This window comes from Rhizobium tumorigenes (assembly GCF_003240565.2).
Lineage (GTDB): Bacteria > Pseudomonadota > Alphaproteobacteria > Rhizobiales > Rhizobiaceae > Rhizobium > Rhizobium tumorigenes.
The window spans coordinates 2,953,132-2,976,299 of record NZ_CP117255.1; the positions used below are offsets into that span (position 1 = coordinate 2,953,132).

General features: G+C 60.3%; 25 protein-coding genes. 9 read left to right on the forward strand and 16 right to left on the reverse strand.

Features of this window, described 5'->3' with window-relative positions; all coding sequences use genetic code 11:
* Positions 1 to 93: 93 nt before the first annotated feature.
* Together PR017_RS14475 and PR017_RS14480 are read right to left on the reverse strand one after the other, a co-directional pair.
* A complete protein-coding gene (locus tag PR017_RS14475) occupies positions 94 to 399 on the reverse strand; it encodes a type II toxin-antitoxin system RelE/ParE family toxin (protein ID WP_111219704.1) in 306 nt (101 codons plus the stop codon).
* Positions 389 to 631, reverse strand: coding sequence for a type II toxin-antitoxin system ParD family antitoxin (locus PR017_RS14480; RefSeq protein ID WP_111219702.1), 243 nt, complete (start codon positions 629 to 631; stop codon positions 389 to 391). The genes PR017_RS14475 and PR017_RS14480 overlap by 11 nt, the downstream gene beginning before the upstream one ends.
* An 83-nt stretch (positions 632 to 714) precedes the next feature.
* Here PR017_RS14480 and PR017_RS14485 point away from each other — a divergent pair, with 83 nt between their 5' ends.
* Together PR017_RS14485 and PR017_RS14490 are read left to right on the forward strand one after the other, a co-directional pair.
* Positions 715 to 1,575: an SDR family NAD(P)-dependent oxidoreductase gene (locus tag PR017_RS14485; RefSeq protein WP_111219700.1), complete on the forward strand. Its 861-nt coding sequence runs from the start codon at positions 715 to 717 to the stop codon at positions 1,573 to 1,575.
* A 60-nt stretch (positions 1,576 to 1,635) separates the two neighbouring features.
* Entirely contained in the window at positions 1,636 to 2,277 is a 642-nt protein-coding gene (locus PR017_RS14490; protein WP_111219698.1) for a LysE family translocator, read from the forward strand.
* Positions 2,278 to 2,383: 106 nt separating this feature from the next.
* Here the strand turns inward: PR017_RS14490 and rlmN are convergent, their stop codons facing one another.
* The gene (rlmN, locus tag PR017_RS14495; RefSeq protein ID WP_111219696.1) at positions 2,384 to 3,619 is read right to left on the reverse strand and encodes a dual-specificity RNA methyltransferase RlmN; all 1,236 of its coding nucleotides are present in this window, start codon (positions 3,617 to 3,619) and stop codon (positions 2,384 to 2,386) included.
* Between the two features lie 247 nt (positions 3,620 to 3,866).
* The gene (locus PR017_RS14500) at positions 3,867 to 4,424 is read right to left on the reverse strand and encodes an invasion associated locus B family protein (RefSeq protein ID WP_111219694.1); all 558 of its coding nucleotides are present in this window, start codon (positions 4,422 to 4,424) and stop codon (positions 3,867 to 3,869) included.
* 338 nt (positions 4,425 to 4,762) lie between these two features.
* Here PR017_RS14500 and PR017_RS14505 point away from each other — a divergent pair, with 338 nt between their 5' ends.
* Positions 4,763 to 5,317 carry a sigma-70 family RNA polymerase sigma factor gene (locus PR017_RS14505; RefSeq protein ID WP_111219692.1) on the forward strand — a complete coding sequence of 185 codons (555 nt, stop codon included), beginning with the start codon at positions 4,763 to 4,765 and terminating at the stop codon, positions 5,315 to 5,317.
* A 25-nt stretch (positions 5,318 to 5,342) separates the two neighbouring features.
* Here the strand turns inward: PR017_RS14505 and PR017_RS14510 are convergent, their stop codons facing one another.
* Positions 5,343 to 5,732, reverse strand: a complete 390-nt coding sequence (locus tag PR017_RS14510) for a YkvA family protein (RefSeq protein ID WP_111219690.1) — start codon at positions 5,730 to 5,732, stop codon at positions 5,343 to 5,345.
* A 58-nt stretch (positions 5,733 to 5,790) separates the two neighbouring features.
* Positions 5,791 to 6,096 (reverse strand): 4a-hydroxytetrahydrobiopterin dehydratase, encoded by a 306-nt coding sequence (locus tag PR017_RS14515; protein ID WP_111219688.1) that lies wholly within the window; start codon positions 6,094 to 6,096, stop codon positions 5,791 to 5,793.
* 35 nt (positions 6,097 to 6,131) lie between these two features.
* On the opposite strand from PR017_RS14515, the gene PR017_RS14520 reads away from it, so the two are divergent.
* Positions 6,132 to 6,611, forward strand: coding sequence for a low molecular weight protein-tyrosine-phosphatase (locus tag PR017_RS14520; RefSeq protein ID WP_111219686.1), 480 nt, complete (start codon positions 6,132 to 6,134; stop codon positions 6,609 to 6,611).
* Here the strand turns inward: PR017_RS14520 and thpR are convergent.
* Positions 6,545 to 7,138 carry an RNA 2',3'-cyclic phosphodiesterase gene (gene thpR / locus PR017_RS14525; protein WP_111219684.1) on the reverse strand — a complete coding sequence of 198 codons (594 nt, stop codon included), beginning with the start codon at positions 7,136 to 7,138 and terminating at the stop codon, positions 6,545 to 6,547. The two genes, PR017_RS14520 and thpR, sit on opposite strands and share 67 nt — an antisense overlap.
* A 66-nt stretch (positions 7,139 to 7,204) precedes the next feature.
* Entirely contained in the window at positions 7,205 to 7,855 is a 651-nt protein-coding gene (locus PR017_RS14530; protein ID WP_111219682.1) for an arylesterase, read from the reverse strand.
* A 72-nt stretch (positions 7,856 to 7,927) separates the two neighbouring features.
* Between PR017_RS14530 and PR017_RS14535 the strand changes: the two genes are divergently transcribed.
* The 3 genes from PR017_RS14535 (at position 7,928) to PR017_RS14545 (ending at position 12,141) form a co-directional block, all read left to right on the forward strand.
* The gene (locus PR017_RS14535; protein WP_111219680.1) at positions 7,928 to 8,638 is read left to right on the forward strand and encodes an ABC transporter ATP-binding protein; all 711 of its coding nucleotides are present in this window, start codon (positions 7,928 to 7,930) and stop codon (positions 8,636 to 8,638) included.
* Positions 8,635 to 11,181: an ABC transporter permease gene (locus tag PR017_RS14540; RefSeq protein ID WP_111219678.1), complete on the forward strand. Its 2,547-nt coding sequence runs from the start codon at positions 8,635 to 8,637 to the stop codon at positions 11,179 to 11,181. Before PR017_RS14535 ends, PR017_RS14540 begins: the two co-directional genes overlap by 4 nt.
* Before the next feature lie 189 nt (positions 11,182 to 11,370).
* Positions 11,371 to 12,141: a Bax inhibitor-1/YccA family protein gene (locus PR017_RS14545; protein WP_111219676.1), complete on the forward strand. Its 771-nt coding sequence runs from the start codon at positions 11,371 to 11,373 to the stop codon at positions 12,139 to 12,141.
* A gap of 73 nt (positions 12,142 to 12,214) precedes the next feature.
* On the opposite strand, the gene PR017_RS14550 is transcribed toward PR017_RS14545, so the two are convergent.
* The 8 genes from PR017_RS14550 to acnA all read right to left on the reverse strand — a co-directional run bounded on the left by PR017_RS14550 (position 12,215) and on the right by acnA (position 21,225).
* Positions 12,215 to 12,862 (reverse strand): hypothetical protein, encoded by a 648-nt coding sequence (locus tag PR017_RS14550; RefSeq protein ID WP_111219674.1) that lies wholly within the window; start codon positions 12,860 to 12,862, stop codon positions 12,215 to 12,217.
* Positions 12,863 to 12,945: 83 nt separating this feature from the next.
* The gene (locus PR017_RS14555) at positions 12,946 to 13,521 is read right to left on the reverse strand and encodes a hypothetical protein (RefSeq protein ID WP_111219672.1); all 576 of its coding nucleotides are present in this window, start codon (positions 13,519 to 13,521) and stop codon (positions 12,946 to 12,948) included.
* 292 nt (positions 13,522 to 13,813) lie between these two features.
* Positions 13,814 to 14,422 (reverse strand): hypothetical protein, encoded by a 609-nt coding sequence (locus PR017_RS14560; RefSeq protein WP_111219670.1) that lies wholly within the window; start codon positions 14,420 to 14,422, stop codon positions 13,814 to 13,816.
* A 163-nt stretch (positions 14,423 to 14,585) separates the two neighbouring features.
* Positions 14,586 to 15,233 (reverse strand): hypothetical protein, encoded by a 648-nt coding sequence (locus PR017_RS14565; RefSeq protein WP_111219668.1) that lies wholly within the window; start codon positions 15,231 to 15,233, stop codon positions 14,586 to 14,588.
* 147 nt (positions 15,234 to 15,380) lie between these two features.
* Entirely contained in the window at positions 15,381 to 16,442 is a 1,062-nt protein-coding gene (locus PR017_RS14570; RefSeq protein ID WP_161959322.1) for a helix-turn-helix domain-containing protein, read from the reverse strand.
* Positions 16,443 to 17,018: 576 nt separating this feature from the next.
* Positions 17,019 to 17,420: a DUF2794 domain-containing protein gene (locus tag PR017_RS14575; RefSeq protein WP_111220025.1), complete on the reverse strand. Its 402-nt coding sequence runs from the start codon at positions 17,418 to 17,420 to the stop codon at positions 17,019 to 17,021.
* A gap of 153 nt (positions 17,421 to 17,573) precedes the next feature.
* Positions 17,574 to 18,317: a DUF1223 domain-containing protein gene (locus PR017_RS14580; protein WP_111219664.1), complete on the reverse strand. Its 744-nt coding sequence runs from the start codon at positions 18,315 to 18,317 to the stop codon at positions 17,574 to 17,576.
* Positions 18,318 to 18,534: 217 nt separating this feature from the next.
* Positions 18,535 to 21,225 (reverse strand): aconitate hydratase AcnA, encoded by a 2,691-nt coding sequence (acnA, locus tag PR017_RS14585; RefSeq protein WP_111219662.1) that lies wholly within the window; start codon positions 21,223 to 21,225, stop codon positions 18,535 to 18,537.
* Between the two features lie 269 nt (positions 21,226 to 21,494).
* Between acnA and ccmA the strand changes: the two genes are divergently transcribed.
* Together ccmA and ccmB are read left to right on the forward strand one after the other, a co-directional pair.
* Positions 21,495 to 22,133, forward strand: a complete 639-nt coding sequence (ccmA, locus tag PR017_RS14590; RefSeq protein WP_111219660.1) for a heme ABC exporter ATP-binding protein CcmA — start codon at positions 21,495 to 21,497, stop codon at positions 22,131 to 22,133.
* A 340-nt stretch (positions 22,134 to 22,473) separates the two neighbouring features.
* Complete coding sequence (ccmB, locus tag PR017_RS14595; RefSeq protein WP_111219658.1) at positions 22,474 to 23,133, forward strand: heme exporter protein CcmB; 660 nt, start codon at positions 22,474 to 22,476, stop codon at positions 23,131 to 23,133.
* The last annotated feature ends 35 nt before the right edge of the window (positions 23,134 to 23,168 follow it).

Here is a 23,168-nt window from a genome sequence, read left to right on the forward strand (position 1 = left end):
TTGAATGCGCGCGGCGCCGGACGCCGCAAATCTTGATGTCGCGGCACTTTTATCGAGATTAGCGCCATGCGCAAGAAAAACTGAAGCCGGCATTCAGCGCAGATGCGCAGTAATATTCATACGTTGATGCAGGATACGAATGATTGTGACGGTGCGGGCATCGGCTTTGTAAACGATGAAATGCGATTCGAACGGAAGAATGAAATAGCCGGTGATTATGTGGTCAATATTGCGGCCCTGCCTGGCGCCACGCGCCAGTTCTGGGAAGCATGATGTCAGCCGCCTGTAGTAGTCATTGGCTTGCTGAAGCGACCATTTTTCGAGCGTGTATCTGAAAATTCCGTCCAGATCCCGGCGTGCCTTCGGCAGAAGCCGAAATTGGCGTTGCCTATCGGGCATGTTTACGATGCATTTCGCTCAGAAAATCCTCGGCGTCGAATGGTTCGGCCTGGCCCGATTGCTCCCCTTCGATGATGGCAGCACGGATGGCATTGATTTCTGCTTGCTCGCGTAGAAGCCTCAACCCGGCGTCGATGACAGCGCTTGGGGAAGCAAAGTGGCCATCGTTCACCTGTTCGTCGACGAAATCCTCCATCTGTTCATCCAGCGTGACAGACTTGAGTTTAGACATGGCGTCCTCCGTCGTTTGACTTGGCTGGGCAAATTACCATATCTCGCAACATCATAACAAGGGCTGGAGAGGGTAGGCAGACCATGGCAAATATCGAGGAAGTCTTCAAAAGTTCCAACGTCGCTGTCATCACCGGCGGCGCTTCCGGCATCGGCCTCGCTGCAGCCAAAAACTTTGCTGCGCGCGGCATGAGCGTCGTCTTGGCAGACCTCGGTGGCGACCAGTTGGCAAAGGCAAAGGAAGAGATCATCGCCCTTTCCAATGGTAGCGACGAACATGTCATGGCAATCGAGACCGATGTCAGTGACAAGGAATCGCTGGACGCCCTGGAGCGCACCGTCATCCAGCGCTTCGGCCGCGTCCATGTACTGATGAACAATGCCGGCATCGGCCCCGAGACATCGATCTTCAGCCCGCAGGCCGGCTGGGACAACATCCTCGGCGTCAACCTGATGGGCGTGATCAACGGCACGCGCACCTTCGGACAGCACATGATCGGCCATGGCGAACCTGGCATGATCATCAACACCGGCTCCAAGCAGGGCATTACCACGCCGCCGGGAAATCCTGCCTACAACGTCTCGAAAGCTGGCGTGAAAGCGTTCACCGAGGCGCTGCAGCATGAACTTCGCAACACGGAACGTTGCCGTATCACCGCTCACCTGCTCATACCGGGCTTTGTCTACACACCCCTGACGAAGGGCGACCGCACGGAGAGACCCGCAGCCGCCTGGACACCGGAACAGACCGTCGATTTCATGATGCAAAGCCTCGAGCGCGACGATTTCTACATCCTCTGCCCCGACAACGACGTGCCTCGTTCGCTGGACGAAAAACGAATTCTTTGGGCCGCTGGCGATATCGTCGAAAACAGGCCTCCGCTGTCGCGCTGGCACGGTGGGTACGATGACGCCTTCAAGGCCTTTGTCGCCGGCAAGGGCTGATTGGCAATCGCCGCTAAACAAGGTAGGCATCCTGGAAACCTTTGATCCGAGGAGCCTGCCATGGACTTCCTGCCGAGCTTTGCGACGGCGCTCACTTTTGTCGCCGCAAGCCTTCTTCTGGCCGCAACGCCAGGCCCGGACATGACACTTTCGATCAGCCGCGCCCTGTCGCAGGGCAAGACGCCCGCGCTGTTTGTCGTGCTTGGGACCAGCCTCGGAATCGTCGTCCACACGATGCTGGTGGCATTTGGGATATCGGCCCTGATCACGGCCTCTCCGGTTGCCTTCACAATCCTGAAGACCGGCGGCGCGGCCTATCTCCTGTGGCTCGCTGTTCAGGCCATCCGCTTCGGCTCGAAACTCAGCGTCAATGCCGTGGAAGAGCCGAAAGTGTCGCCGCTGTCGAACATGGCGAGCGGGTTTTGGGTCAACCTCCTGAACCCGAAGGTCATCATCTTCTTCATGACCTTCCTGCCGCAGTTCGTCACAGCAGGCGATCCGGCGGTCACCCAGAAACTGCTGTTCTTCGGTTTTCTGTTCATTTCGGTCGGCATGCCTGTCAACGCCTTGGTCGTGCTCGCCTCCGACAGGCTGGCCTCATGGCTGCAGAACAACAAAAAAGTCTTGCGCGGCATGGACTACACCTTCGCCGGCGTCTTCTCGATCTTCGCGGCGAAGATCCTGTTTACGCACGCGCGATAGGATATAGAGCAGCGAACTCGCGCGCGAAGATCGCAGTTGCAATCCCGTCGAAGTGGGTCGCCGTCAGTTTCGTCTGCTCGTTGCGAACGACTTCGCCCGTCGACCGTCAGTCCTCGCCGTGGTTGGCGATCATCATGGCTTCGAAGGCGAGGCGGTCGGTCTTGCGCATGCGCTCCGAATCCGACTTCAGTTGACCGCAGGCCGCGAGAATATCGCGTCCGCGTGGCGTACGGATCGGCGAGGCATAGCCGGCCGCGTTGATGAAATCGGCAAATTTCTCGATCTGCTCCCAGTCCGAGCACTGGTAGTTGCTGCCGGGCCAAGGATTGAACGGGATAAGGTTGATCTTTGCCGGCACGCCCTTCAACAACTGGATCAGCCCCTTGGCATCTTCGAGACTGTCGTTGACGTCCTTCAGCATCACATATTCGAATGTGATGCGTCGGGCGTTCGACAGGCCGGGATATTTGCGGCACGCGTCGATCAGGTCCTTCAGCGGATACTTCTTGTTGATCGGCACCAGGATGTCGCGCAGGTCGTCGCGCACGGCGTGCAGCGATATCGCCAGCATGACGCCAATCTCGTCGCCGGTGCGGAAGATTTCCGGCACCACGCCCGAGGTCGAAAGCGTGATGCGACGACGCGACAGCGACAGGCCGTCACCGTCGGAGGCGATCAGCAGGGCAGTCTTGACGGCCTCGAAATTATAGAGCGGCTCGCCCATGCCCATCATGACCATGTTCGAGACCTTTCGGCCTTCGGCCGGCATGGCGGTACCCACAGGCGTATCGCGATCCGGGAAGTCTCCGAGCCGGTCACGCGCCAGCAGAAGCTGCGAGAGGATTTCCTCGGCCGTCAGGTTGCGCACCAGCCGCTGCGTACCGGTATGGCAGAAGGAACAGGTAAGAGTGCAGCCGACCTGGCTGGAGACGCACAGCGTCCCGCGGCCCTCCTCCGGGATATAGACGGTTTCGATCTCGACGGGGCGTCCTGCACCGCGTGCCGGAAAACGCATCAGCCACTTACGCGTGCCGTCGTTGGAGACCTGCTCCTCGACGATCTCCGGCCGAGCGATGGTAAAATGCTGCTTCAGCATTTCGCGCATGTCCTTGGCGACGTTGACCATGGCGTCGAAATCCGACACGCCGCGCACATACAGCCAGTTCCACAACTGGCTGACGCGCATCTTGACCTGCTTCTCGGGAACGCCCTTCTCACGCAGTGCCTGCCCCATCTCCTCGCGCGTCAGGCCAATCAGGGACGGCTTCGGCAGAGCTTCGCCGCCGCGCACGACGGGCGCCGAAACGGGCTTGGCAATGGTCATGGCATCTATCACGGACATGGGATCATCCAAAAGGTTGATGCCTGCCGTGCTTCAAGGAAGCTGCAGGCGCGATCTAGGGTATTGAAATTGAATTCGGTGACGGAAGGGGCGACATTATCGCAGGCACATCCGCAGTTCGCGGCGGCAATAGCACTAATTTCGTCGTCCGTCATCCCCCTCAAAACGCCAGAGGCCGGCCCAGGGCCAGCCTCCATGATCTTGCGTCCGCGCTTTTCAAACATGAAAAGCGGAAACCCGCTTCAGCCTACTTGCAGCTTTCGATCTGCTTCAGCGAGGCGGAAATGCCGGCCAGCGAGTAGGTGTAGGATGTGCCCGTACCCTTTTTAGACGTCGCGGTAACGGTCAGGGAATGGCCGGTCTTCATGGCTGCCACCAGGGCAGGCTCCTGTGCGGCGTTCTCGACCCATGCGGCCTTGTCCTTGGTGAACATGACGAACGTCTTGTTGTCGATGGTCACGTTGACCTTGGAGTTTTCCTTCAGCACGTAGCCCATCATCGCCTGTGGCTCGTAGGAGATGTTCTGGCCGGGGCGCTGGGTGACGATGAAGAAGTTGTCGCCGTGGTCGATGCCCGTCGCCGGCAGCTTGGCCGTCGGCACCGACAGGACGTAGCACACCTTGCCGGTTCCCGACTGGTAGGAATAGGCGCCCCAGGCATCGAACTGCTTGATGCGGGTCGGCGCTGCAGATTGCGTCTGGGCGGCAGCCGCAGGCGCGGCCTTTGGCTTGGTTTTCTGAGCGGATGCGATGCCGGCGGTGGCCAGAACGAGCGTGAGGGCGATTGCGGAGCTTTTTATAAACATGATTTCCTGCCGGTTTCTTGCGATCCAGAGCCCGACGTGAATTTCGTCGGGAGATGCGTATTCACGAGGCGCCTTATTTTGGCGTAATTTCGGTTACCAAACCGTCAATGTGATGGTCGATTGCCTCTTAACTGTGCCGATTCAGTCAAGCGATGATCGATTGATTGTCGAAACTTCTGAAGAGAGATGGACCTGATTGGCGAGATCGCCAGCCTTTATAGCGATTTAAGACAGAAAGATTCAGGCAAGAGTTTGACGTTTATAAAATCCGCTGTACCTCATAAACCATTCGGACGTGGGTTGCGAGTTGCAAGAGCTTGGGGGCATGTGGAGGGGAAATGGATGCGAAGGAAAAACAGCGCTTTGCTGTCCTCGCCCGGGCCGTTGCAGAGCGCCGCGACCAGACGGCGTTTTCCCATCTCTACGACTACTTCGCGCCAAGGCTGAAATCCTGGCTTTTGCGACAGCGCATGGCCGGTGGAGAGGCGGAAGAGCTAGTACAGGAAGTGATGATCGTCCTTTGGCACAAGGCGGGCCTATATGACCCGGCACGGTCTTCGCTCTCGACCTGGATTTTCCGCATAGCTCGCAATCGCCGCATCGATCTGCAGCGTCGATCAAAAATTCGTGTGCTCGACGATAATGATCCGGGATTGCAGCCAATCGGCGAATTGGCGGCCGACGTCGTGATGGAATACGAAGACCGGGATGCACAGGTGCGTGCCGCCATGGCCGAGTTGCCGCATGAACAGCAGGAACTCCTGCGCGCCGCATTCTTCCTCGGCCAATCGCACTCGGAGATCGCGGCCATCACCGGCCTGCCGCTCGGAACTGTGAAGTCGCGCATAAGGCTGGCTTTCGGCAAGCTTAAGAAACGGCTGGAGGCAGTCTAGGCCGCCGTCGGCCTGCGCTCACCTGCTAGGCCGGCTTGCCAACATCCAGTTTATCCGCCAGCGCACGGTCGGCAGCATCGTAGTGACTTTCGTTGATATGGCCGCTGACCATGCGAAACGCCGCCGTCAGCACCGCTATGTCGTCCGTGTAGCCGACCACGGCCATGAAATCCGGAATGATATCGAAGGGCATCACGAAATAGGCAAGGGCCGCCAGCAGTATACCGCGCACGCGCGTCGGCGTTTGCGGATCTAGCGCGCAATAGAAGGCAGCCACCACGTCGCGCGCGAACGGCACGTAGCGGATTGCCTTTCTAAGCGCCGGCCAGAATTTGCGGCGCACGGTCTTCTCGCGGCTCTTTCGGGTATCTTCGTCACCGGGAAGAAGGATCTCGCCGAACTTGATATCTTGCATTGCTGGAAAATCCTGTGGGACCCATGAGGGACACATATGGAAGCGGCCACTTGCCCAATCAACCGATACGGCCAGCCGCCGCCTTGTCCATTGCCTTCGCCATGCGAAAGTCCTGCTCGGTCAATCCGCCTGCGTCATGGGTGGTGAGCGTGACGTCGACCTTCGAGTACACGTTGAACCATTCTGGGTGATGATCGAACTTTTCGGCCGCAAGCGCGCTTTCCGTCATGAAACCGAAGGCTTCGCGAAAGTTGGCGAATTTGAAGCTTCTGGTGATCGATTTTGCGTCGCCCGTGAGCGTCCAGCCGTCGAGACCAGTCATCTTTTCTTCTATGGCCGTCACTTCAAGTTTGTCGTATTTCATTTGAATGGCCCTCGTTTGAACAGTCGAAAGTTCGTATGCATCGTTTCAAGATCCTCTTCGTCTGCATGGGCAACATCTGTCGCTCGCCGCTCGCCGAAGGAATTTTCAAACATATGGCGTTAAACGCCGGACGCGCCGCAGAGTTCGATATCGACTCGGCCGGCACAGGCGGATGGCATCAGGGCAACCCGCCCGATCCGCGTTCGATTGCTGTTGCCGCTGCGCACGGCATCGATATCGCGGCCCAGCGCGCACGCCGCATCACAGCTGCCGACTTCGATCGTTTCGACCTGATCCTGGCGCTTGATCGTGACAATTTAAGGGTTCTCGAAAAGATGGCGAGTGGCGCAAACGCGGCCAAGCTGCATCTCTTCAATCGCTATGCGCTGGAAACCGGCGAAGACATCCCGGACCCCTACTACGGCGGCCGGGATGATTTTGACCGCGTCTACAGCATGCTCTTGACCGGCTGCAAGTCCTTGCTGGAAACCGCCGGGAAAGTTCGCACTTCGTGAAGCGGAAAAATCTCTTCCGTCAGATACGGACCGCCGCCCACCGATTCCCGAGAGGATAGCAGCACAAAGCGTGACGCCGTGAACAGCGATGTCTGGAAATTGCCGCGGCCGGAGAGATAGTGCGCGACATCGTCCAGACGCGACGATTTCAACCGGGCCAGCGTAACGTGCGGCATGAATTTCCGGGGATCCGCCGACAGGCCGACCCGCTGGCAAATCCGCTCGATCTCGCCCTGCAGGGCATACATTTCGGGATTTGGCGTGACGCCGGCCCAGACGGAGTGCGGTTTCTTGGAGCCGAAGGCACCGATGCCATCCAGCTTGATCTGGAATTCGGGCCTTTCGATCCGGTCCAGGCGCTCGACGATTTCATCGGCGGTCCGCCCGTCGACGTCCCCGATGAAGCGCAAGGTGATGTGGTAGTTCTCTACGTCAATCCACCGGGCGCCCGGTAGACCACCGCGCAACAACGACAGGCTCATCGCCGCGTTACGGGGAATTTCGAGGGCGGCAAACAGTCTCGGCATGGCGAGATCCCCGAATCTTTTGCAGATACATGCAGCGAATCACGCAATCAAATGCGGCGCAAGTGTCTATTTCTGCACCGCAGCGATCGTCCCAATGAAACTTGTCACCTGTGGCATAATACGCTGCACCATGACATCGACCCCTTCAGGATTGGGATGCATGCCATCCTGCAGCTGTAACTTGGCCTGGGCGGCAACGCCGTCAAGGAAGAACGGGTACAACGGCAACTGGTACTTGTCGGCCAGCCGCTTGTAGATGGGGTTGAATCGGGCGGCGTAATCCCCGCCCATATTCGGCGGCGCCAGCATGCCGGCCAGAAGAACGGGAATTTTGCGTTCCTTCAGTTTTGCGATGATCGCATCGAGGTTCTTCTCGCTCTCCTCCGGTGCAATGCCACGCAGCGCGTCGTTGGCGCCGAGTTCGAGAATGACGCCATCGGTCCCGTCTGGCACTGACCAGTCTGTCCGCGCCAACCCGCCGGAGGTCGTGTCACCGGACACACCGGCATCGGAAACCGCGACATCGAGCCCCTTGGCTTTCAACGCGGCCTCGAGCTTTGCCGGAAAACCGTCGCCCGGTGGCAGCATGTAACCGGCCATAAGGCTGTCGCCGAGACCGACCAGCTGGATGGTTCTGGCCGCCGCCGGACCGCAGAGGCCGAACACAAGGGCAGCGGCAATGACGACGAATTGAAACCCGGCAACTTTAAAACGCATGATCGATTCCCTAGATTGCCTGCATTGTGCGCGCAGCAGCGGCACGTCTTCGCTTATATAGGGCAGTTCTCATTGGCTAAAACAATCATCGAGCTGAAGAAGGCGGATTTGACGCTGGGCAACGCCGCGGCGTCGGTGCACGTGCTGAAAGGCATCGACCTGACCATTTTCGAGGGTGAATCCGTCGGCATCGTCGGCCCTTCCGGATCAGGCAAATCGACGCTGCTGATGGTGCTGGCTGGGCTGGAGAGCCTCGACAGCGGCGAAATCATCATTCGCGACACGCCGCTGCATGCGCTTAGCGAAGACAAGGTTGCCGATTTCCGCGGCCGGAACATCGGCATCGTCTTCCAGTCTTTCCACCTGATCGCCAACATGACGGCGCTGGAAAATGTCGCGGTGCCGCTGGAACTGGCCAATGTGCGGGATGCCTTTGACATCGCCCGCCGCGAGCTCCAGTCCGTCGGGCTGGGCGAACGTCTAACCCATTATCCCGGCCAGCTCTCGGGCGGCGAACAGCAGCGGGTGGCGATTGCCCGCGCGCTTGCCCCCTCGCCGGCCCTGATCATCGCCGACGAACCGACCGGCAACCTCGACACCGATACCGGCCGGCAGATCGCCGACTTGTTGTTTGCAAAGCAGGCCGAGCGCGGCACGACCCTGTTGCTGGTCACCCACGACAACGCGCTGGCGGCCCGCTGCTCGCGCCAGATCCGCGTCCGCTCCGGCGCAATCGACAGCGACAACACGAAGACGTCCGACCAGCAGGCGATTTTCGCATGACGCTCGGCGGCGCCCGCCTTTCACTCGCCTTCCGGCTGGCGCTGCGCGAACTGCGTGGCGGATTGCGCGGGTTTTATATCTTCCTCGCCTGTATCGCGCTCGGCACCGGCGCCATCGCCGCCGTCAATTCCGTTTCGCGCTCGATCACCGATGCCATCGCAACGCAGGGCCAGACGCTGCTGGCCGGCGACGTGCGCTTCGAAATCAACAATCGCGAGGCGACGCCTGAAGAGATGTCCTATCTCAAAGGCCTCGGCACTCTCTCTGCGTCGACCGGTGTGCGATCGATGGCGCGCCTGCCCGATGGCGCCGACCAGTCGCTGGTCGAGGTCAAGGCTGTAGATCAAGCCTATCCGCTCTACGGAAAATTCGAAGCCGAACCGGATCAGCCGCTTTCGACGCTTCTGGCAGAAAAGGACGGCACCTATGGCGCACTGGTAGCGCCCCTGCTGCTCGATCGCCTCAACCTGAAAATCGGCAGCGAACTGCTGCTGGGCAGCGCCAAGCTGCGAATTTCAGGCACGATCAAGAACGAACCGGACGCGATTTCCGAGGGCTTTGCCTTCGCGCCGAGATTGCTCACCAGCGCCGATGCCCTGACAGCCTCCGGCCTGGTACAGAACGGCAGCCTCGTCGAGCATGGCTACAAGATCCGCATGGCTGACCCTGCCAATGGGCTGAATACTATTGCAGACCGTGCCAACAAGGCCTTTCCGCAAGCCGGCTGGTCGATCCGCACCAGCGACAAGGCAGCACCGTCGCTGGCCGACAACATCACCCGCTTCTCGCAATTCCTTACCCTCGTCGGCCTGACGGCGCTGATCGTCGGCGGCGTCGGGGTGGCCAATGCCGTGCGCGCCTTTCTCGACAGCAAGCGCACGACCATCGCCACCTTCAAGTGCCTCGGCGCTCCCGCCTCCGTCGTGGTGATGATCTATCTGATCCAGATCGCCCTGATCGCGCTCGCCGGCATTCTTGTCGGCCTGGTGATCGGCGCGATAGCCCCGATCTTCGCGTCTCAGTTCATGGCGCAGTTCCTGCCGGTCTCGACAGCGCCCACCCTCTACCCGGGCGCGCTGACGCTGGCCGCGCTGTTCGGCCTCCTGACCACCCTCGCCTTCGCCATCCTGCCGCTCGGCCACGCCCGCGAAGTGCCGGCGACGGCGCTATTCCGCGAGCAGGGCTTCGAAACCCGCAAGCTGCCGTCGTGGCCCTATCTGCTCGGCGCAGCGCTACTGCTCGCAGCCCTCTCCGCGCTTGCCATCTTTACCGCCTACGACCGCTTTATCGCCATCGTCTTCATCGTTGCCATCGCCGTGGCCTTCGCAGTCTTGCGGCTGGTCGCGTGGGGCCTGGCGTGGCTCGCAAGGCGCAGTCCGCGCGTCAATTCGCCGGCACTGCGGCTTGCTATCGGCAACATCCACCGGCCGGGCGCGCTGACCGCATCCGTCGTGCTGTCTCTCGGCCTCGGCCTGGCACTCTTGGTGACCTTGACGCTGATCGACAGCAACATGCGACGCGAACTGACCGGCCACATGGCAGACCAGGCGCCAAACTTCTTCTTCGTCGATATCCAGGGCAGCGAACTCGAGGGCTTCAAGACGCTGGTCTCAGCGCAGGCGCCAAAGGGCAAACTCACCGAGGTGCCGATGCTGCGCGGCCGCATCACCGCCTTCAACGGCGAGGACGTCACCAAGCGGCAGGTCCCGCCGGCCGGCCAATGGGTGCTGCGCGGCGACCGAGGCATCACCTATGCCGAAACGCCGCCGGAAAACGCCGCCATCACCGAAGGCAAGTGGTGGGACAAGGGATATACCGGCGAACCGCTGGTGTCGTTCTCGCAGGAGGAAGGCAAGGCGCTAGGGCTGAAGCTCGGAGACAGCGTCACCGTCAATGTGCTCGGGCGCAACATGACGGCGAAGATCGCCAACTTCCGCAAGGTGGAATGGCAATCGCTGTCGATCAATTTCGTCATGATTTTCACCCCGAACACCTTCAAGGGCGCGCCACACGCCTGGCTGGCGACGCTGACAGACCCGTCGGCGACGGCTGAGCAGGAGGCGACGATCTTGCGAACCGTGACCAATGCCTATCCGACTATCACCAGCGTCCGCGTCAAGGATGCGCTCGACATGATCAACTCCCTGGTGGCCCAGCTTGCGACAGCCATCCGTGCTGCCGCCTCGATCGCGCTGATCGCCTCGGTGCTGGTGCTGGCCGGTGCGCTTGCCGCCGGCAACAGGGCCCGCACCCACGATGCCGTCGTGCTGAAGACGCTGGGGGCGACCCGCGCCATGCTGATCCGCGCCTTCACCTACGAATACCTCATCCTCGGCGTGGCAACGGCGATCTTTGCGCTCGCTGCCGGCGCGGTCGCGGCCTGGTACATCGTCAGCCGGATCATGCATTTGCCGTCAAGCTTCCTGCCGGACGTCGCCTTTTCGACCATCGTCATCGCCCTGGTGCTGACGGTCGGCATAGGCCTGATCGGCACGTGGCGCATTCTGGGCCAGAAAGCAGCACCCGTGCTGCGCGAACTCTAAGGCCCGCCATTAACCCAAGCGGCCAAAAGCCCCGAGGTTACATCGATTTAACCCGATTGCAGATCGTTGGCTCTTGTACGCGCGCCTCGAAAGCCTCATATTCTCGTCAGGCATGCTGGAGCTCCGCAGCGGCGCCCGGGACTGAAGTGCCCGACACCGTCATCCACTCGGAGCTTGAAAGAGGAAAACATGGCTGACTTTCGTAATTTCCCCAACCGGGCAACCGGCGCGCAATCGGGCGCAATGATCGACGAGGGCCTTCGCAGCTACATGCTGAAGGTCTACAACCTGATGGCACTGGGTCTGGTGCTGACGGGCGTCGCCGCCTACGCCCTGATCGCACTCACCACGACCACTGACCCAACACAGGCAGCGGCCAATTTTCACGGCGTCATGCTGACCAGCGCCGGGGTTGCCGTCTACGGCTCGCCGCTGAAGTGGGTCATCATGCTGGCGCCTCTGGCTGCCGTATTCTTCCTGAGCTTCCGCATCAACAACATGAGCGTGTCCGCTGCTCGGACGACATTCATGGTCTATGCGGGCCTGGTCGGATTGTCGCTGTCGTCGATCTTCCTGGTCTACACGACCGGTAGCGTCGTCCAGACGTTCTTCATCACGGCTGCCGCCTTCGGTGCGCTTTCGCTTTACGGCTACACTACCAAGCGCAGCCTGTCGGCGATGGGTTCGTTCCTGATGATGGGCCTGTTCGGCATCATCATCGCCTCGGTCGTCAACATCTTCATGCAGTCCTCGGCCCTGCAGTTTGCCATCTCGGCAATCGGCGTCCTGGTCTTCGCCGGCCTCACGGCCTACGATACCCAGCGGATCAAGGAACTGTACTTCGAAGCAGACGATGACGTCGTCGCCGGCCGCAAGGCCATCATGGGCGCCCTGACCCTGTACCTCGACTTCATCAACCTGTTCATGTTCCTGCTGCAGTTCATGGGCAACCGGAAGTAAGGCTCAGGCGCCAGGCTCCGAGAAGTCTTTCGAAACGAGAAATCGACCATACGGGGGCATCACTGCCCCCGTTTTAATGGGTGATCGACATCACCAGCCAGTCCTTGTCGGAAATTGCGGCGAGCATGGCTTGGGCGTCCCTCAGGGCACCAACATCATTGAGCAGCCCCCACGCCGCCAGTGCATGAGGATCAGAACCTGAAGGCGGGCCTTGGATCATACGATCTATGCTTAGCTTCAGCATCTGCGCGATCGACCCCTCCGTCCAACCGCCCGTATGGCGAAAGCCACCCTGCTCGATGGGGCGAGACGTATCTGCATAGTTCATCAACATCGACTCGATTGATTTGCCCCGCACCAGAAGTCCGATCTCCGCAGACGACCACCCCAGTAGAGGCAAATGTGTTTCCAGCACATAATGATTGGCTCCGCCGCTCGCGCTCAGGCCGGGGATCGCAGTGAAGCGGTGCGCGAGAAGTGACACAGCTGCCAGACCGGGACTGACGAAGTCTGGCTCCATCCAAGAGGACGCCGAGCCATCGGGATGCAGCATAAATGCAGAATGCAGGTCTTCTCGGTGCGCCAGATGCCTATTGGCGGCAATCGCCAAGGCCGAAAGCTCATCGCGAGCGTCAGCCTTCAATGCGCAAAGCAGCAATGTAACGTCCCTCTGAAATTCCGGCGTAACAGGGCAACGGAAGGCGTGATGTAGAACGGCCATGCCAACTTCTCCTCGAAAAGCCGCCGGACATGGGTCCGGCGGAAGCTGTGATGTCAAGGTTCAGTCTTTTTTGCTGCCGTCCGTCAGGCGTGACAATTTGCAAGCGTGCCATTAACTACGGTTACACCATAGGTGTTGCCGGGATTGTTGGCGAGATTATGGAAACCTAATGCTGCGACCGTGCCAGCGGTGGCGTTGGACGGCACTGGCATGAGAGCAAGGTTTACAATCGCCCCCTTTGTAATGTTCCAGTGACCCGCTGGGGCGTTGTCGAACGTAATTGTCCACGGAAAAGGCAAAGAAGAAGCATTGGCGATACCCACTGCCGCATTCCCGACCGTGTCGTTGGCCAGCACAGCAGGGTGAGCGCCGGTGCCCGCAAGGTGGACCTTGACGAAGCACTGTGCAGCCGGCAGCCCGTGTTGAGCCGCTCCATCGTTGGCGAAATGAAAAAATGAGAGCGATGCGGGCGGTGGTGGAATAGCGGGTCCTGCGCTCACACCAAAGTTGGCGGGAGTCCAGTTGACGACATGGGTAAATGCATCGGCCGTGACACTCCGGTAGACGTCGTATGCGTAGGCCGAGCTCACGACGCTAAGTGCCGCAAACGCGCCGAAGGATATAGCAAGGAAACGACGACTAAATTTGTTGATTTTCATTTGACTTTCCTTTTCACAACAAGAGGTTATCGCTCGTCGCACCATGCTACGAGCGTTGCTCGGAGACGCGTGTCGCCGGAGCTGCAAAAGCGGGGACAGGGTCACCGCCATGTCTGTGGGGCATGCGAGGCGTGCGTGAACGCTCAAAAGTCAGGCGAGATGGCTGCGACCATTCCCGGGAACTGCATGCGGGTTGTCAGTCCCGCTGCCTGCAATGCTTGAAGTCGATGGGACGGGCGTTCACGGACCGCAGAGGTCCGGGACGGCGGCAACAGGGCCGCCGTCCCGAAGATCAGGCTGTGGTGATCAGATTGTTCAGGCCGAGCGTGGCCGTCCGCGATGTCAGCGCGCCGCCGTACGTCACCTCGACCGCCGAGCTGATGTCCTCGATGTCCATGACGTCGCCCGTCGTGTAGTTGCCGAAGATTACCCAGTAGTTTGGATGCGGCGTGAAGACGGCCGTCATGTTCGGAGCCGCCTGGACGGCGTGGGTCCCGGATCCCGCCATGCCGATGCCGACAGACGTGTAGTTGGGCTGGACGTTGGACAGCTGCTGGATCGTCAGGGAGCCGATTGCACCCGTACCGGCAGGATTGGCGAAGGTGGTGGCACCGAAACTGTCTTGCGTCAGCTGCACGACGTTCTGCCCGTTCGGATCGGCTGCGACATTCTGTGTCGCGGCAAAGTTGATGCCGGGCTGCAACAGGCCAGTCTCCGACCAGACAAAGCTGTAGTCGAGGCCCCAGGTGAAGGTGACTTTGCTGGACACAGCCGTCGGCCGGGCGAACCAGGCCAGCGAAAAGATGTTGCCGGGGATGGTCATCGGTGGTGGCTTCTGGAAGATCGCGAAGCTGCCGGACATCTGCGAGTTATTGATGCATGTCAGAGAGTAAGTCGTCATTGTCGTCGCCTTTCGTTTCGGGAAGATCCCCTGTGATCAAGAGGCCGGCACCGCCCAGGGGAGGATGCGGTGCCGGCCCGCCTCGCCACTCCAGTCGTGCGGAGCATGGAGACAGCAAGGATGCCCGGCTCGGTGGCGGAACCCGGGCAATCGGAAATTGCGGCTAGCCGAGCTGGACGATTTCGTCCGTCACTCCGACAGAGATCTCTGCGGTTGCGAGCGGACCGCTGCTCGAGGTCCCCGGCTGGAACGTCACCTGCCGCGGCTGGCTGACATCGGAGACAGGCGGTGGCGGCAGCTGAAAGGCAGTACCAAACGACACCGTTGCAACGGGAGACATGTCGGGCGTCAGGGTGAGTACTGCTTGGCCGATCGCTGGCCGAACCAGGATCGAGCCTGGACCCACCACCAGACCAATTTTTATGCCAGGAGGGACCGCGGAGGTGATCGACACCTGGATGCTGTCTGCTGGGCCGCCGGCAGCCGGACTGATGGTGAAGGCGCCGGCTGCCCATTCGATGGCTACGATATCACCAAGCGCAACTGCGGTACCGGGCGAGGTGACGGGGCTAGCTCCGGCCGTGACAGCAAACAACGACAGCGCACCGCTACCGCCTTGCCATGTCAACGTTGTCGATTGCCCTTTACCTGTCGCAGCGGAGACCAGAGCCACAAGGGTCTGGGCTTTGGCGTCCAGATTTGTCAGTATCGGTGAATAGACATTGAAATAGTTTTGCCCCGGAAGGCTGGAGTCGTTGGTGGCCTTCAGCTCGAATGTGGTGCCGGCGCTCGCTTGTGCATCGATCGACATTGTATCGTTTCCTGTCGCCATTGGTTTGAGAACAATTGATTGCTTCGGCTTTCTCGGTTGTTGCTGTGGATACTAGCGATCCTCTCCTGGTTGTCCTTGGATGCCCGTCCCGCAAACTTGGACAGGCGTCCCAAATCACGGACCGCGTCAGCCGGTGCCAAGCATGAGAAGCCAGTCGGAGAAAGAGGGGACGGGACCCGGCGGGAACTTCAGGCCGTTTAAACTGCTGTCGCCGGCGCGCGCCGCCGCCCTGATGTCGCGCGGGGATTGCCCGAAGGTCTGCCGAAACAGCCGGCTGAAATGCGCCTCGTCGGAAAAACCCATCTCATAGGAAATGTCGGCGATCCTGGTGTCTGCGCGTCGAGGGTCGGCAAGCGCCTGCAGGGAGCGCCGCAATCGCCGGCCGCGAATGTAGGTGTCGACACCGCCGCTCGCCTCGAACTGCCGATAGAGCTGACTGCGGGAGACGCCGATCTCGCGCGCCAGCCGCGAGGCTGTCAGGTCTGCCCGGTCGATATTCTCCTCGATATGACGGCGCAGCCGCCGGCCGAGATCGCCCCTCGTCTTTACCGACGAAACCACGGGAACGGTCCCCAGGCACCAGCCGAGCAGGTCGGGAAAGCAGGCACCGAGGGCATTGACCTCGAGCGCGCTGAAATAACGGGAGGCGTTGGAGAGGCTTTCGAGGATACCCCGCAGGAAAATAGCCATTGCGGTGTCGCCATGGAAAACGCGGCACGGCATTGGCGACAGGGACGCCACGGCACTGGGCAAACCAGCGCGCGGAACGATCAGATGCAGCGCATCAGCCGCCACCATGGCAAAACGCATCGGCGAGGAAAGGTCGACGACCGTAACGTCTCCCGGTCGCAACCGCCTCGCCTTGCCGCCGACAGCAATCCCTCCGCTCAACACCGAGGAGACCACGACATGGTCGAAATCGTCCGAGCAGACCCGCCGATGGTCACGAAGAAAGCGCCCGCTGCCCGCAAAGCTGCGGCAAAGCAGGAACGTCCCGAAATGCTGGACAAGAAGATCGGCCTTGAACCCGGTGGGGGGAATTTGCTGGGTCTGCGTGGCTTCGAACAGCGTGGCGAGAACTGAACGCCAGGCGGCAAAGGGTGCATCGTTGTCAGCCGTGGAAAAGCGAAAGCCGGCGACCTCGCCTTGCCCTGCGGCATGGGACAGCGGTTGTGGTCCTGGTGCCACGGCCTGATTCCAAGGGATCATAAATCATAGGATTACAATCCTACTTCATGGATATCAAGGGTAGTATTTAAAATAATTGCAATTCAAGGTAATTGATGAGGGGTCGCCAGTCGTGAGACCGCCGCCTGTGGCTTAATCCGGGAGGGTTCAACTTCTCATTTTAGGAAAATGGCGATTGAGCATTGCTTTCAGCGTATTGCGCCAAACCACGGACAACACTTAGACGAAAAGTATTTCTATAAGCGCCAGCTAGACCGGGGATAGGATTTAGGTCCTGCCACACGAATGATGGAGTTTCTGCAGGAGAGGCATGAAAAAAGAACTCCTGCTTCCGAAACTCTTTGTCCGGCCCTGACGTACCCACACCTGCGGTAGAAACACTCACGGAGACACGTATTGAAAACCGGTATTTTTCTTTTGAGCATTTCCACGGTGATGTGTTGGGGACTGGCGTTTTACATGGTTTACCGCACGCACTAGTTATGGGAATGGGAGGTCTGCGGCAGGGTGCGGAAGCACCGCCGCCATGGCCCTCCGCAGAGCCGCCACCACAGATGGTAGAAGCCCTCGGAACGACTACTTCTCGACCAGTTTCAACGTCTTGTCGAAAACCTTCAACACCTGACGCAGATCGTGCCCGCGCTTCAATATCATGCCGTTTGTGTTGATGACGGCATAGGCGCCCTGCTTGGCGGCAAGCTTCGGGTCCTTTTCGATGCGAAACAACGGCAACTCGCCGGAGCGCTTGAAAACCGAGAAAATCGCTTTTTCCTTGGTGTGGTCGATGGCGTAGTCGCGCCACTCGTTCTCGCCCACCATTCGACCGTAGATCCACAGTATCGCATCCAGCTCCCGCCTGTGAAACGTCACTGGCAGGATATCCTTGCTCTGTTTATATTGAGTAATATCGACGACAACGGAAGAGTTGCTATCGACGCTGTTGCTTTGGCCGCGTCGCAAATCCGGCTGATCAGTCATCAATTCCTCGAAGCCTCCGCCCATGACAGCAGAGTGACAGTGTCGCCCCGCCGCGATAAAATTGCAAGATGCCGCGCGTCCGGATTTGCGCCAGCGGCGTTCTCACTTGGCGTCCAGCCCAAAATGCAATTCAACAGCGGAGATTTAGCACTTCTAGTCGTCGGCACCCACCGTCATGACGGTTGCGCCGATGATGGCTGCCGGATCTCCCGTTGCCGTCGACGATTGCAGCATGATGGCAAGTCCCTTGCGGCCGGCCTTGTCCATTACGTTCGCAGGCAATGTCAGGTGCATCGGCTTGCCCTCCCACATGCCGACAGTCTCAACGTCCGAAACGCTGTGCATGTAGGCGATCTGCTGGCCGGTATTCTCGCCCTTGGTAACGTCAACGCGCTGTTCACGGTCGAAATAGGCAATCACCACATTGGCCTTGCCCAGGCCGGCCGCGATGTCGATTTCCAGCTCGTCGCCCTTCATCGCGGCACTGACCGGAACGGTCAGTCCCTGTCCGGCACGCGAAAGGTCATCCAGCTTGACGTTGATAGCCCCGAGATCGGCACCGTTCAGATGATCCCTGCCATTCAGCACCGCCTGCGGCGTGTAGACGCTGCTGCGGCCGAGTGTCCGCGCATAGGCATATTGCCGGGCGGTATTGTCCTTGGACGACATGGTGTCGTTCCAGCCGAGATAATTCCAGTAGTCGACGTGATAGGCGAGCGCCACGACATTGCCCTGCTCGATCAGCTGCTTCAGCGCGGCGTCGGCCGGCGGACAGGAGGCGCAGCCCTGCGAGGTGAAGAGCTCGACGACGCCCTTCAGTTTGCCCAAGTCCTGGGCATGCGCCGCGCCCGCCAACGCGACACCGGCCAGCAGGGATATCAGGAACCGATGGGACATGGGGCAACACCTCTTCCAGACCTTGTTAGCCAAAATCCTCGGCCCGCATCAAGCCTGATAAATCTGAAACAAGAGATAATGGCTTGCAGGAGCCACGCAAAGTCACGAACGGGTGAGGCAAGGCGACAACCGCGGGCAACGATACACTTCACCGTGACAGAACAACGCCGCCGGAGATTTCTCTCCGGCGGCGTTGTTTTGTGGCCTGTGTTGCCTATCAGGCAGCGAGATCGCGCAGAACCGTCTGCAGGATACCGCCGTTGTTGAGGTACACGACTTCGTCGAGCGTATCGACGCGGCTGATGAGCGGCACATTCTTCACAGTGCCGTCGCCATAAGTGATGACGGCGGTCTTCTTTTCGCGCGGCTTGATGTTCTCGAGGCCTTCGATGGTGACGGTTTCGTCGCCCTTCAGTGCCAGCGAGGCCCAGGTCGTGCCTTCTTCGAAGACGAACGGGATGACGCCCATGCCGACCAGGTTCGAGCGATGGATACGCTCGAACGACTGGGCGATGACGGCCTTGACGCCGAGCAGGTTGGTGCCCTTGGCAGCCCAGTCACGCGACGAGCCGTTGCCGTATTCGACACCGGCGAAGATCACCAGCGGCACGCCTTCGGCCTTGTACTGCATCGCCGCGTCGTAGATCGATTCCTCTTCCTTGGACGGGTAGTGGATGGTGTAACCACCTTCCTTGCCGTTCGGGCCGAGCATGTGGTTGCGAATGCGGATGTTGGCGAAGGTGCCGCGCATCATCACTTCGTGGTTGCCGCGACGGGTGCCGTACTGGTTGAAGTCGGCAACACCGACATGGTGCTCAAGCAGATAGGCGCCGGCTGGCGACGCTGCCTTGATCGAGCCGGCAGGCGAAATGTGGTCGGTGGTGATCTTGTCGCCGAACAGGCCGAGGACGCGGGCGCCCTTGATATCGGAGATGCCGGAGCCGCTCTTGCCCATGCCCACAAAGTATGGAGGGTTCTGGACGTAAGTGGAATCGTCGTCCCAGGCATAGGTCTGGCCCGGAGGAATCTGCACGGCCTGCCAGTTGACATCGCCCTTGAACACGTCGGCATACTTGCTTTCGTAGAGTTCACGGGTCACGTATTTCAGGATGAATTCCTGGATTTCGTGCGAGGTTGGCCAGATGTCCTTGAGGAACACCGGATTGCCATCCTTGTCTTCGCCGAGAGGCTCGCTGGTCAGGTCGATCTGCACCGAGCCCGCCAGCGCGTAGGCAACGACCAGCGGCGGCGATGCGAGGTAGTTCGCCTGCACATCGGGCGACACGCGACCTTCGAAATTGCGGTTGCCGGAAAGAACGCCGGCTGCAATCAGGCCCTTGTCGTTGATTGTCTTGGAAACCGGCGCCGGCAGAGGGCCGGAATTGCCAATGCAGGTGGTGCAGCCGAAGCCGACGAGATTGAAGCCGAGCGTGTCGAGATCGGTCTGCAGGCCGGACTTCGACAGGTATTCGGCGACCACCTGGCTACCGGGCGCCAGCGAAGTCTTCACCCATGGCTTGGACTTCAGGCCCTTGGCAACTGCGTTGCGGGCAAGCAGGCCGGCTGCGATCAGCACCGAGGGATTGGAGGTGTTGGTGCAGGAGGTGATGGCGGCGATTGCAACGTCGCCATGGCCGAGGTCGTAATCCGTGCCTTCGACGGCATAGCGCTTGTCGAGCTGGCCCGGCTTCTTGTAGTCGGCTTCGAGAGCGGCGGCAAAACCGGCGGCGATGCCTTCGAGTGGAACGCGGCCTTCCGGACGCTTCGGGCCGGCCATGGCAGGCACGACGTCGCCGAGATCAAGTTCCAGCGTGTCGGTGAAGACAAGCTCGGAGCCGTCATTGTCGCGCCACATCCCTTGAGCCTTGGAATAGGCTTCGACCAGCGCGATCCGGTCGGTGGTACGGCCGGACATGGTGAGGTAATTGATGGTTTCGCTGTCGACCGGGAAGAAGCCGCAGGTGGCGCCATATTCCGGGCCCATGTTGCCGATGGTGGCGCGGTCGGCAAGCGACATGCTGTCGAGGCCGACGCCGAAAAATTCGACGAACTTGGAGACGACGCCCTTCTTGCGCAGCATCTGCACGACCATCAGCACGAGGTCGGTCGCGGTGCAGCCTTCCTTGAGCTTGCCTGTCAGCTTGAAGCCGATGACTTCTGGCAGCAGCATGGAAACAGGCTGGCCGAGCATGGCAGCTTCGGCTTCGATGCCGCCGACACCCCAGCCGAGAACGCCGAGGCCGTTGATCATCGTCGTGTGGCTATCGGTACCGACGCAGGTGTCGGGGTAAGCCACCGTTTCCCCATCCTCGTCCTTCGTCCAGACGGTCTGGCCGAGATATTCGAGGTTCACCTGATGACAGATACCGGTGCCGGGAGGCACGACGCGGAAATTCTTGAAGGCCTGCTGGCCCCACTTGAGGAAGCGATAGCGTTCGCCGTTGCGCTCGTATTCGAGCTCGACGTTGCGGGCGAGCGCGGTCGGCGTACCGAATTCGTCGACGATGACCGAGTGGTCGATCACGAGGTCGACGGGAACCAGCGGGTTGATCTTTTCCGGGTCGCCACCGAGCGCCACCATGGCATCGCGCATGGCGGCCAGATCGACGACGGCGGGAACGCCGGTGAAGTCCTGCATCAGCACGCGGGCCGGACGGTAGGCGATTTCGCTTTCAGCGGTGCCCTTGTCGATGAGCCAGGCGGCAACGCTTTCGATGTCATTTTTGACAACCGAGCGGCCGTCTTCGTTGCGCAGCAGGTTTTCCAGGACGACCTTCATGGAATAAGGCAGCTTGGAAATACCGGAAAGGCCGTTTGCCTCAGCCTTGGGCAGGCTGTAGTAGACATAATCTTTTCCGTTCACACTGAGCGTGGAACGGCAATTGAAACTGTCGAGAGATTTAGACACGAGAGACCCCGTTTCTGATAGCCAACACAGTCGTGTGGACGCCTATGCACGTAATGCACATCAGGATGCGGGTACGGCCATTTCCGCTGTCCGCACGTGAGGTTGCTTTGGAAACAACCGCAAGTTCGGCGCTAGGATGAAGTTCACGCCGACCGCTGGCGTGGTTGCAGGTCTTATAGATAATTTCCAAAAAACTTGCCATAGCAGGCAAGCCCAAAATCGGACAATTTTTTGCACATGCGTCGTGCCAACCGGGAAAGCCTCCAGCCATGCATCTGAGTGCCGAAAACCTGGCTGCCAGACGCGGCGAGGATCTGATTTTCGTTAACATTTCCTTTCACTTGGGAGCCGGCGAGGCACTGATATTAACCGGCCCGAACGGCTCCGGAAAATCGACCCTCCTGCGCGTCGTTGCCGGTCTTCTGGCGGCCGAAAAGGGCAGGATCGTCTTCGTCGGCGGGAAGGGTGAGCAGGAGCACCCGGTGGGCGAAGTCAGCCATTATTTCGGCCACCGCAACGCGATGAAAAACGAGCTTACCGTCGCCGAGAACCTCTCCTTCTGGCGCTCTTTCCTCGGGTCTGATGGCGGGGTGCCCGTGGAGGAAGCAGCCGAGGCCGTCGGCCTTTCCGCCATCATGCACCTGCCGTTCGGCTACCTCTCCGCCGGCCAGCAGCGCCGGCTGGCCTTCGCCAAGCTGCTCGTCGCCCACCGCCCGGTCTGGATCCTCGACGAACCCACGGCAGCCCTCGACGCCAGCGCCGACCTCCTGTTTGCCGACCTGATCACCAAGCACCAGCAGCGCGGCGGCATTGTCCTCGCCGCCACCCACCAGCCCCTCGGACTCAGCAACGCGCGCGATCTGGCAATGACCGGATTTGCCGGTGTGGATGAGGGAGTATGGGGTTGATGGTCTCGAGTTTGCAGCAAGCTGCCCCCCTCTGTCACTACGTGACATCTCCCCCACAAGGGGGGAGATCATTCTTTTCCCTTGCCAGTCCTCCACGCGATCGCAAGTCTTTGGTTGTCAAAAGCAGCCACGACCGCCCGATCTCCCTCATTGTGCGGGAGATGTCACCGAAGGTGACAGAGGGGGGTAGCCCTCCTCACCATAGAAGCTTCGGCGTAGCTCCCGAGACGGCCAGCCTGCCTTTCATCAGCGCTCGTCAAAACGATCAGTTGCATCAATCAAAAGCAACGCAAGGCGGCACGCCGACACAGTACGATCTGCACGACGACGGAGGCACCCGATGATCGCTCTCTTTCTTCGCGACCTCAAGCTTTCCGTTCGCTCTGGCGGCGGTGCGCTGATCGGGGTGCTGTTCTTTCTGACCGTCGTTGCCGTAATCCCCTTCGGTGTCGGGCCTGACCTGAAACTTCTGGCCCGCATCGGACCGGCCATCGTCTGGATCGGCGCCCTGCTGTCGGCGCTGCTCGGCCTCGACCGGCTGTTCCAGGCGGAGCGCGATGACGGCTCCCTCGATCTGCTGTTGATGCAGGAAACGCCGCTGGTGCTGACCGTACTCGTCAAATGCGCAGCCCACTGGACAGCCACCGGGCTGCCGCTGGTGATCGCCTCGCCGCTGCTCGGGCTGTTCATGAACATGAGCGAGACGGCGATCGGCGCCACCATGCTGACGTTGCTGGTCGGTTCCCCGGCCATCACGCTGATCGGCGCGGTCGGGGCTGCGGTGGCCGTTGCCCTGCCGCGCGGTGGATTGCTGGTGTCGATCCTGATCCTGCCGTTGGCTATCCCGGTGCTGATCTTCGGTGTTTCCGCCACCTATGCCGCCGTCGAAGGCCCGGCGCCGTTCCTGCCGCCGTTCCTGATCCTCATCGCCCTGACGCTGTTCTTCGCGGTCCTCGGACCGGCCGCAGCAGCCCTGGCGCTCAGGAGCACGCCGGATTGATCGGCTTGCCAGCAGCCTTTGAATTGCAGGCTTCA